This window comes from Bacillus proteolyticus (assembly GCF_001884065.1).
In the GTDB taxonomy this organism is placed as follows: Bacteria; Bacillota; Bacilli; order Bacillales; family Bacillaceae_G; genus Bacillus_A; species Bacillus_A proteolyticus.
In genome coordinates, this window is sequence record NZ_MACH01000119.1 from 1 (window position 1) to 10,452 (window position 10,452).

General features: G+C 33.4%; 11 protein-coding genes. 3 read left to right on the forward strand and 8 right to left on the reverse strand.

Features of this window, described 5'->3' with window-relative positions; translation table 11 throughout:
- Positions 1 to 256 precede the first annotated feature (256 nt).
- The 3 genes from BAQ49_RS21835 to BAQ49_RS21845 are packed head-to-tail and all read left to right on the forward strand — an operon-like array spanning position 257 to position 3,948.
- A complete protein-coding gene (locus BAQ49_RS21835) occupies positions 257 to 1,960 on the forward strand; it encodes a molecular chaperone HscC (RefSeq protein ID WP_071734795.1) in 1,704 nt (567 codons plus the stop codon).
- Positions 1,957 to 3,255, forward strand: a complete 1,299-nt coding sequence (locus BAQ49_RS21840; protein WP_071747029.1) for a J domain-containing protein — start codon at positions 1,957 to 1,959, stop codon at positions 3,253 to 3,255. Before BAQ49_RS21835 ends, BAQ49_RS21840 begins: the two co-directional genes overlap by 4 nt.
- Positions 3,256 to 3,267: 12 nt before the next feature.
- Entirely contained in the window at positions 3,268 to 3,948 is a 681-nt protein-coding gene (locus BAQ49_RS21845; protein ID WP_071734797.1) for a DUF1266 domain-containing protein, read from the forward strand.
- Between the two features lie 83 nt (positions 3,949 to 4,031).
- Here the strand turns inward: BAQ49_RS21845 and BAQ49_RS21850 are convergent, their stop codons facing one another.
- The 8 genes from BAQ49_RS21850 to BAQ49_RS21895 form a co-directional block, all read right to left on the reverse strand.
- Positions 4,032 to 4,853 (reverse strand): hypothetical protein, encoded by an 822-nt coding sequence (locus tag BAQ49_RS21850; RefSeq protein ID WP_208610857.1) that lies wholly within the window; start codon positions 4,851 to 4,853, stop codon positions 4,032 to 4,034.
- Between the two features lie 36 nt (positions 4,854 to 4,889).
- Complete coding sequence (locus BAQ49_RS21860; protein ID WP_071747030.1) at positions 4,890 to 5,372, reverse strand: UCP033725 family protein; 483 nt, start codon at positions 5,370 to 5,372, stop codon at positions 4,890 to 4,892.
- A gap of 19 nt (positions 5,373 to 5,391) precedes the next feature.
- On the reverse strand, positions 5,392 to 5,613 hold the full coding sequence (locus BAQ49_RS21865; protein WP_244159131.1) for a hypothetical protein: 222 nt from the start codon (positions 5,611 to 5,613) through the stop codon (positions 5,392 to 5,394).
- A gap of 101 nt (positions 5,614 to 5,714) precedes the next feature.
- Complete coding sequence (locus BAQ49_RS21870; protein ID WP_071747032.1) at positions 5,715 to 6,530, reverse strand: DUF3952 domain-containing protein; 816 nt, start codon at positions 6,528 to 6,530, stop codon at positions 5,715 to 5,717.
- Between the two features lie 983 nt (positions 6,531 to 7,513).
- On the reverse strand, positions 7,514 to 7,687 hold the full coding sequence (locus BAQ49_RS21880) for a hypothetical protein (protein ID WP_244159132.1): 174 nt from the start codon (positions 7,685 to 7,687) through the stop codon (positions 7,514 to 7,516).
- 523 nt (positions 7,688 to 8,210) lie between these two features.
- Complete coding sequence (locus tag BAQ49_RS21885) at positions 8,211 to 8,963, reverse strand: enhanced serine sensitivity protein SseB (RefSeq protein ID WP_071747033.1); 753 nt, start codon at positions 8,961 to 8,963, stop codon at positions 8,211 to 8,213.
- A 718-nt stretch (positions 8,964 to 9,681) separates the two neighbouring features.
- Positions 9,682 to 10,008: a hypothetical protein gene (locus tag BAQ49_RS21890; RefSeq protein ID WP_116733491.1), complete on the reverse strand. Its 327-nt coding sequence runs from the start codon at positions 10,006 to 10,008 to the stop codon at positions 9,682 to 9,684.
- A gap of 11 nt (positions 10,009 to 10,019) precedes the next feature.
- Positions 10,020 to 10,452: hypothetical protein (locus BAQ49_RS21895; RefSeq protein WP_071747034.1), on the reverse strand; the 433-nt coding region annotated here is incomplete at its 5' end.

Genomic DNA, 10,452 nt, shown 5'->3' on the forward strand with positions numbered 1-10,452 from the left:
TTCCTAAAATCAAACATATAATTCCAATTATCATCTGACCTCTTTACCACCCTTTACATAAAATTTCACCATGTTTGTAAAAACATTCTGATAAAATTATACCTCTTTGCTTATAACAAACTCAACACTACTAAACTATCTGTTTCTCTCCCTTTCCTTCAAGGAATAAAACCCTATGATTCCATTTTTATCCATCATACTATATATTATTATAATAATATATAGTATGATGGATAAAAAACGAGAGGAGATTATTATGGTAACGATTGGAATTGACCTAGGAACAACGAATAGTTTAGTAGCCTATTGGACGGATCATGGTGCAGCCCTTATCCCCAATGCACTTGGCGAATATCTTACACCATCTGTCATCAGCGTTGACGAGAGCGGTGAAGTTTTAGTCGGACGCATCGCCAAAGAACGGCTGATTACCCATCCGAACGTTACAGCATCAACGTTTAAGCGATTTATAGGAACAGAGAAAAAATACGAGTTAGGTATGTATACATTTTCTTCAGAAGAACTTTCATCTTTTATCATCCAATCTTTAAAACAAGATGCAGAAGCTTATTTAAACGAAGCGGTTACTGGTGCTGTCATTAGCGTACCTGCTTATTTCAACGATGCTCAGCGCAAAGCGACAAAACGAGCTGCTGAAATTGCTGGATTAAAAGTTGAACGTCTCATTAGTGAGCCAACGGCAGCTGCTATCGCTTACGGACTGTATCAGGAAGCGGCAGAGACAAAATTTCTTGTATTTGATTTAGGCGGTGGAACATTTGACGTATCCATTTTGGAATTATTTGAAGGAGTGATGGATGTTAAATCGATTGCCGGCGATAATTATCTTGGAGGCGAAGACTTCACAAACAGTCTCATGTCCTTTTTTTTAGAGTCACACCAACTCGATTCCGATTCCCTTGACTCAAAAACGCTATCTTTAATTTATGCACAAGCAGAACGTTGCAAACTTACATTATGTAATGAGCCTGCCGCGATTATGAAAGTCGTTATTCATAATGAGACGTATGAAACTCGCATTAACAGAAGTGAATTTGAAAAATTAGTAACCCCGCTTCTCTTACGGCTTCGCTATCCGATTGAACGCGCACTTCGCGATGCGTCGCTAAACCCTAAGGATTTAGATGCTGTCATTCTAATTGGCGGGGCGACAAGGATGCCGCTTATCAAATCCGTCATTTCTAAAATGTTCGGACGCATGCCTCATGCGAATATTAATCCTGATGAAACGGTTGCTTTAGGTGCTGCGATTCAAGTTGCTTTAAAAGAACGAAACAAAGCACTAGAAGAGGTTATCTTAACGGATGTTTGTCCATATACGTTAGGAACTAGTGTTGTTCAAGCGTTCGGAAATGGACAACAAGAATCCGGATACTTCTTCCCGATTATTGAACGAAATACACCAATTCCTGTAAGTCGAGTGGAACGACTTTATACTGTCAATGATAGACAACACTCCATACTTGTCGATGTTTATCAAGGAGAAAACCGCTTGGTTAAAAATAACTTAAAACTTGGCGAACTTAAAATTAAAGTCCCTCCTGCTCCTGCTGGACAAGAGGCGATTGACATTCGTTATACATATGACATAAATGGCATTCTCGAAGTCGAGGTAATAAGTACAACGACTGGAGAGAAAAAAAGAGCAATTATCCAACAAAATGCCGGAAATCTTACAGAAAAAGAAATTGAAGCTAGACTACTAGAATTGAAAGAAATTAAAATTCATCCACGAGACCGGTCCGAAAACCGATTGCTGCTCGCAAAAGGCGAACGGCTCTATGAAGAATTACTCGGTGACGAACGCCAGAAAGTCGCTATCTTGTTACAGCAATTTGAAAATGCGCTCACAACGCAAAATGATAAAAAAGTGAAAGAAGCTGCTCATATATTAAAAGAGCATTTAGAGAATATTGAAAGGTGGGTCTGTCATTCATGAGCATTTGGGAAACGTTAGAAATTGACCCTACCGATAATATTGCAGCTATTAAAAAGGCTTATGCAAAACTTCTAAAGATTTATCATCCCGAAGAAGATCCTGAAGGATATCAGAGACTGAGAGAAGCATTTGATAAAGCGATAAAAAGCGCAAAACAAATGAAGACCGCACCTCCCTCTCAACTAGAAAAAACAGATGAAAACGAAGGAAATTCCTATATCCATCCTGTTTCTCCTACATGGATGGATGGTGATGCTGAACTTACCGCTACTCTCGTTTCAGAACATCCCGTTCACGCATTTACGGAAAAAATCGAGACGCTGTATAACGATTACTTTGCACGAATCGAGCCGAAAAATTGGGAAGACTTATTAAGTTCCGATGTGATATGGGACGTAGAACATGCGGCAGTGATTCAAGATAGATTAATAGAATTTTTACAATATCATTACCATTTCCCCCGCTCGATTTGGGAACTTCTCGACAATGTATTTCGCTTTAGTGAGCAAAAAGAGGAGTTAGAGTTTGAATACGGTGAAGAAACGGTACAATTTTTGCTAGAGAGAATGAGTGGCGAGAAGGAAATGCGTTATGATATTTTCAAGAAAAGTGATGATTTAGATTTTGAAGCGTATTTTCATTTACGTGAAGAAGTCCAGCTCACACTTATGAATAATAACTTAGAAACAGCAAAAAGTGCACTCGATTTTGCATACGAGCTTTATCAAGAAGATCCGGAACTTTTACGCATGCAGGGCATTTATTATTTGCGCATCGAAAATAAAGAACGTGCGTTACAATCATTCAATGACATACTTGTCATTTGCCCAGATGACCTGGATGCTTTAATGTATCGCGCTCAGATTTACTATGACCGCGGGCAGTTTGCGGATGCTATCAAGGACTGTGAGCATCTACTTTCGATTGAGCCGGAGCATATGGGCGCACAGTTCTTATTAGTGAAGTATTCGTTCGAATCAGGTGATATAGAAACTGTAGCCACTAGGGGGCTAGATGTGGTAAAGCGTTATCCGGAGCGCGTAGAATTTCGCTCATACAGTATTCGAATTCACACTGAAATTCCAGAGAAGAGACAGAAACAAGAAATAAATATGAAGTTTATTATCCAATATGCGCTATACCTTTTATTTATATTTATTAGCCGCACCTGGGTTTATTTGATCTTTATGATTCTTATTATTTTAACCCCATTACCATCTAAATATGCATTACTTCTCCTACTTCCACTTAGTTGGGAAGCATGGAAATTCGTTAGGCTTAAAACATTAGCATAAGGAGGAGACAGAATGCCTGTTTTATATAAAAGAAAACGAGAGAAACAGCTCGAACTATATTTCCGCTGTCTGTCTTCCGTTTGTTTGAATTGTTTTTATCTTACAAACTACTTTACCCGATATGAATTCACCCTTATCAGAGACCGCTTTATTGGGAAACGTTTTTTGAAGAACGTGTTATGGACATGGAAGATCGAAAATTCGACGGAGTTAAAAGAGAAAATCATTTGGTTTTTAGAAGAAGGAACACGGCAGGAATTTAATCGTATACGCCATCAATTGAATCCTCTTTCCGAGGCAGCGCGAAAGCAATTATCGAAAGACCATCCTGACTATGAAAAACTTTATATTGCTAATTACGGATTACATATTTTGACGGATTCCGGAATTGCAGCGTTTGATTATGCATGGTGTATCTGTTTATGTCGGGTCGGTAGAAGACTCGGTTATTTATCAAAACAGGAAGCAAAGAACTTTATGATACAGGCTGCACGACTTTCACAACATTCTTATTCAGATTGGCACGAGTATTTTAACGCCTTTCGTATCGGCAGCCACTTTAACGCAAATGATATAGAATTCATAAATAAAGATAAGTATAATATTAATTACGTATTGCACTTGTTTAATTATAAAAAAACTCTATTGAGTGTTGTTCCATGGGAAAATAATCTACTTAAAGATTTAAGCTAAATCATGCTATGCTTCTTAACCAAATTGTTGAACTACCCCCACTTTCACTTCGTTTAGAAGTGAAAGTGGGGGTAGTTCAACTACTACTCTGTTCCGTTCATTCGTTGTAATATATTGTATAATTTAGTAGTACTCATCTTAACTTCACTATCATTAATTAAAAACCTCACATTTTTTATATTATTATCAATAGTTTCTTTTATTATATTTTGCAAGCTACTCATATTCATATCTATTGCAATTTCATTTGTATTTCCTTGCTCTTTAGAATACTTTTTGCAATCTTTTTCACTAATAAAAACTTTAATATAATCTTTTTCTACCACTGGGACAAATTTATTTAGTATTATTTCTTCACCTATTGTATCCTTACTTGGAACAATCCACAACTTATCATCGCAGAATCTTACACTATTTAATACATTCATAATTGCATATTCACTTTTAGCTAATACTGGAGGTTGGCCTTGTTTTACAAAACATTCATTTACCAAATCATATATGTTGCAGATTAAGAAATCTCTTCCTTCATCAATAATGACTTGGTATATACCAGAGAACATTGCATAATAAGAGCTTATTAGTAACTCTTGGAATTCAACTTTTTTTACTAAATATATGTCATTTCTCTTAAATTGGTAATACTCTGCATATTCCTTTGCTATTTTTTCTTCTGAAAAAAGCCACATTGTAGGCATGTTATTATTTAATCCAAAGAATATTTTCCCTTTATTATATTTTACTTCTTCATCTGTTGTATTTCTATTAACTACAGTGTATATTTCTTTTAAACTTACTATAGATCTTAAAATTTCATTATATTTATTTAAATAATGCTCTGAGCTTCTTTCTATTCTATTTAATTCATTTATTTTTTCTTGTATAGATACACTACTCATTTTCATTTTTTCTCCTTTTAATACAATATAATTAAATATAATCTATTCTAAAAGGTTCTTGAAATAACTTCTTATATCCTTTTGTTCGATTCTAGTAACCTTTTCATCCATATTTTGAAATTTCAAAATAGGCTCCTTAATTTCTATTAAAGCATCTACTTCCTCTATTGGAACCACTTTTTTAAAAACAAATTGTTCCATCTTTTCAAACCCATAATTTCTAGCTTCTTTTTCATCACTTGTACCTAGCGTAATTTTATTTATTTCTAGTATAAACTTACCTATTGCCCATGGAACAAATTCTTTTTCTTTATATATTACTTTGTATTTCAATTTATAAGCCATCTCTACTTCATTAATATCAATCTCTTTTATATATATTACTTTTGAAACGAATCCTTGTTCAAATTTTAATTCTTTAAATCCATATTTTATGGATTCATTTGAATTACTTATAAGCTCTAGGTTATTATCCGATACATCTAATCTATACAAATTATTTTTATAAATAGCGTAGTCACTCATACTTTATTATACTTCCTTCCTAATCAGCCATAACCCATCCAATTTTTTTATTAAATTCAAATTTTATTGCTACATTGCCAGTTTCTGAATCTATAATATTCAATATATCTACATCTTGGAAAGCTCTTGCATAACCCCTTTCATATGAAAATTCTGGTAATGCAATATTCTTACTTCCTGTGAACCCTCTTGCAGTAAATGGATAATTATCGGCATTAGCTTCCCACCTTGGGATCGTCAACTTTGATGGATCATTTTCTATATATTCAATAGCCCCATAAAACTTATCTGGCGCACCAATTGGTGTTGATACACCATTTACTCCATGATCTACTTTCCCAATTATTTATTATTTTTGTACCGTGCTTTATAATCTACATATTCTTTTTTTGCATCTTGATTATTACTTTTTTTGCTCTCAAAATATGTGTGTATCTGCGATAGATATTCTATTAACTTTCCTTCATCATTCCTCTTCGTATAATTCATAACAATACTTACTTCCAATATCTGCATTGGACCATTTGCGGAGTCAAGATGAAGCACAATTGTCGCCCCACCATATTCTTCATATTGTATTTTTAGCTTGTCATTAATAATATTTTGAAATTCTGATTCAGTTAAGCTATATCCAACTGTTTTAGGCTGATCAAATTTTTTTGTGTCATCACCTGGCTTCATTTTTAATTTCCCTATTCCTTTTAAACGATCCACAATTAAGTTAACGTAAGAAACATCAAGATTGGAATCACTTTGTACCTGCCCATTTTTATACATAATATTTGTACTATAAATGGTTTCATTTTTATAATTTTCATTTGTCTTTTTTTCATTTTTTTTATCTACATCAGTAGCAATTTCTTGTGTTGTATCGCCATATAAACTTTTATCTTTCGTATTATATACACCTTCCGTAGTTTGACGGATTGTTTTACTGTGCTCCCCATCTTCTTTTTGCTCGTACATACTGTATATACCTCTTTGTGTCACATGTGCATATCCATCATCACTCGCAGACATTACCCTCTTCATATCCCCTTCATCTAAAGCCTTTACAAATGGTTCATAGTCAATCTTCGTTTCTCCTAAACTACATCCACCTAATAAAGACGCGACTATCGTCATAATAATCATCCCCTTAACTTTCTTTTTCTTCATACCGTCACCTCGTTCGTTACTCTTGCATTTTTAGTTTGATTATGCTTCCTTTTACATAATAGTATACTTCATCTTTTCCTAAAGCTGTTTCGTTACTTTAAACATCGTTCCACAATAGTCAAGCCTAGCTCCTTCATAATTTTCAAACAGTATTTTTAACGAATTTACCGAAAGAATTCTCCTTCCTCAATCGTGTGAAGGGCGCTAGCCCAACGTTAGGTGGGATATGAATTTCGGTTTGGCATAGCCAAAAACTTTTGATAAACTAACTATATGAAGTTCTTGGATAATTTGATATATGAGGTTGCAGGAAGAAAATAGAGTGCGAAAACCAAGCCATTCGGTTCCTGCGTAAAATATCAACCGTACCAAAAGAGCGTCCAAGCGTTGGACATCTAGGGTTGGAACACTCCGAAGTAACGCTCAGGGAGATGAAAGGTTGCTTTTGTCGTGGAACTGAGAAGCTCCCACTTCAAGCTTTGCTAAGTGGCGGGTAGTTCACATTTGCACTATGCTCATTAACTGCAGTAAATCCTCTTACACCTGTATGTTTTTCGTTATATATATAACTTTAAGGAATTACTTTTGTCATCTTTGTGCCAACATCAGGTACTCCAATTTCATTTCTTATCTTATCAACTACTGTCTTTTCATTATCATTTAACACCCTATCAGGATGTAACAACTCAACAAATTCATCTACTGAATACACACTATCATTAATAATTTTTTAATACTATCACTGGTATTTAGCTCAGCATTATTTAACCCCTCTGAAGGAACCTTCTGACCACTCTTCAAATTCAACCCATCAAAAAACTGCGCTGGCTTTTTCTCAAACACAGGTTCATTCCCTACAGGTGTTTATCGCATTATGGTATACTGAGTACTCCTTAGGAGAAAAACATTATTTTCTTTTCTCTCTTCGATCTTTTCGCATTATCAAATATTTTAATATCAATTCACAATCATCATTTTCATTTTCAAAAATGTCTATAATATTCATTCCACCTCTCTAACGATTGATATACTTTCCATGTTCCCCCTCCTTTTAATATACCTAATTCCAATTCACTAAAAGGTTTATCACCTAAATTATATTCATATTCTTCTATTCCTAATTCATTCAATCTAGTTTTCAACTCACTAATATGCATTTTAAACCTTCTACTTATTTAATTTCTTTTATACATCCGAATTCTTCTAAATACTCTATTGACATTGGTAATTTCCATTGTATTTCCCCACCTACTACATCAAAAACAGGCTCAATTACCAGTAGCCTATGTCATAATCTTAAAATAAAAAGCACTTGTTGCCTACCGTAGACAATCAAGTGCTTTAAGTTCATATGTTTTTAAGTAGCATTAAATTTGTAAGTTTTATAGTAACAGTATGACACCTTTTATATGTCATGACATCTAATACGCTAAAACTTAGGAGCCTGTACGAGTTCGTTAATTTAATATAACATTCCATGTGCCTATATTCATCGACCAAAATGTCATCTTACCTAAGCCCATACTTCTTTTTCTACTCTAGAATTGCACATAGTACCCTATGATGGTACAACCATCATATCTTTTTATTATTGTCCCCTTGATGTGAAGATAATTATCTTTATTACTCTTTCATCAGTACTTAAGTATTTTCTATAAAAGTTAAAGGAATATACTTCTTTTACTTACTATAGAATGGCTTTTGATCTTCCACCGCACTTCTTCCTAATCCTGTATTTAATGGGACAAAATCTAATTTTTCTTCAAGATTTAAATATTTAGTTGCAATCTCTGCCATTTCTTCAAAGATTTCATTATAATTTCCATTTGAATCAACAACTAATAAATAGCTTTGATCAACCTCACCTCTTACCATTAACATAAGATAAACTTTTTTTACAGAAGATAACTTAGGTAAATAATCTTTCAATGCTTCTACCATTTCAATTGGATAATTTTTAGGTATTCCCAGCATAACAGATTCATTTTTTTCAACTTTTATAACGCTGTTATTTACAGATTGAATCTGTTCTCTACCAAAGATAATATTTTGACCAAACGGATTTAAAACAAATCCGTTTAAACCTCTAGTATCTTCCAAAATTATCTTTTCATAGTCTTTAAACGTAAAAATAAGAGTTTGAATATTGTCATCCTGATTCCATTTTCTTAATTCGCTCCAATCAGTAAATGCCGGTAAATAATTAACTCCATTCACATCTGTAATATTAATTAAAGTTAAAGTTGTATTTTCATTTAATGTAGCTTTACCATCTTTGCTATTTGGAGAAGGATTAATAATAACGGGTGCTAAAAATTTTGCTTCCAACATATCCTTAAAAAATTGATGTTCATTTGTTTGATTATATTCTTTTTGTAAATTTACAAGACTACTTATTAAATCTGGATTTGTAAGCGGCTGGTTGATATCCAATCATAATCTTCCTTTCATTGTCTAGTTTTTATTTTATCTAATATCTCGCTTATTTCCTCACTTCCCCTTGTTACATGGCTATTATACTAGGGTGTATCATCAACAAATTACCGTATAATACTTAAAAAATCTATGTTGATACTTGAAATTTCCTTGTGTTAAATTTTCCTATCATCTCACTAAATTTAACATATATTTCTGTTATCATTCCATTATAATCAATTTATCTTGAATAGTTTTGTTTAAGTAATAAGGTAACATTCTTACAATGTTTCAAAATCTCATCAACCACTGTATTTTCTTCTCTATTTAATTGAAGCTATACAAGTAACTTTAATCCACTCTAGGGTTCAATTGTACGGTAACAATATTTGATCTGCTTCTTCACTTAAAACTTTTCCAATTAATTTAAGTGTTTATAGAATTACATTTGTTCCACCTTTTACTGTTGTTGTGTTAAGAGTTCCCTAACACCCATATTAGGTGTTGGACAGAGAATCGTTATCTCTATTGTTTCCAAATTAGAACTTTGAAAAAAAAATTTAATAAATACATCATTAGCATTCATTGAAGTTTGACTATAAATTCCAATTAACCATCTGAAAAAATTCCCGCAAGATTTCTCATACTTTCCGTAACAATCGGCATTAGAAATTTCCTTTTATGCTTATCTACAGTTTTTAGGGCAATTAATTATTTTCTATTCCTTTACAATTAATTACTTTAACACTTCCCACAATTCATCCCCAATTCTCCCTAAAGGCTCATTAGCTTTAACACGTTCATTAAAATCTGCCTTCCATATAAAGAAATCAGATAATCCTCCTCTTGGTGGATATAGATTACTATAAATTAATTTTATTTCATTTATAACATCATCAAAGTCTATATAATTATTATTTTGGCATTCATTTAAAATATTAATTACATATCTAACTTCAGATATCTGATAATCTATATCACCTTTCTTATTTCCCTCTAATATGACACTCAATTCACTAAAAAGTTTTTCTAATTTATCTATTACTAACTTACTTGAACTCACTATCATACCTCCTATTTTATTGGGGTTTCACTTAAAGGCTCTACCCCATTAATCTTCCATGGTTCCGAAATGAAAATTTGATTACAATTCTCTCCACCAAGGTAATGACCTCCTTGATATCCAACCGGCCCTTCATATATTGTAGTTCCTTTAGGAATTTTTATTGCGTATGTTGATTCTATTGGCGAAGTACCTGTCAGTACACCTGTTTTAGGATCTATCCATTGAGCTTTAACCGCAGAATCTATCCGCACTTTTGCAACTGATTCTGCTGGTTCTCTTGTAAACCACTGTCCAAGCGCATTTTGTTCTTCTCCCGGAATTGTTAATCCTCCCTTTTTACCTGATCGATATAAAGTTGTATCTTCATCAAAAATTTTCACATTATATTTTCCTGCTAGAAAGTTTGATGCTGGATTTCCCCTTACTTCAGCTAAAGGTCCA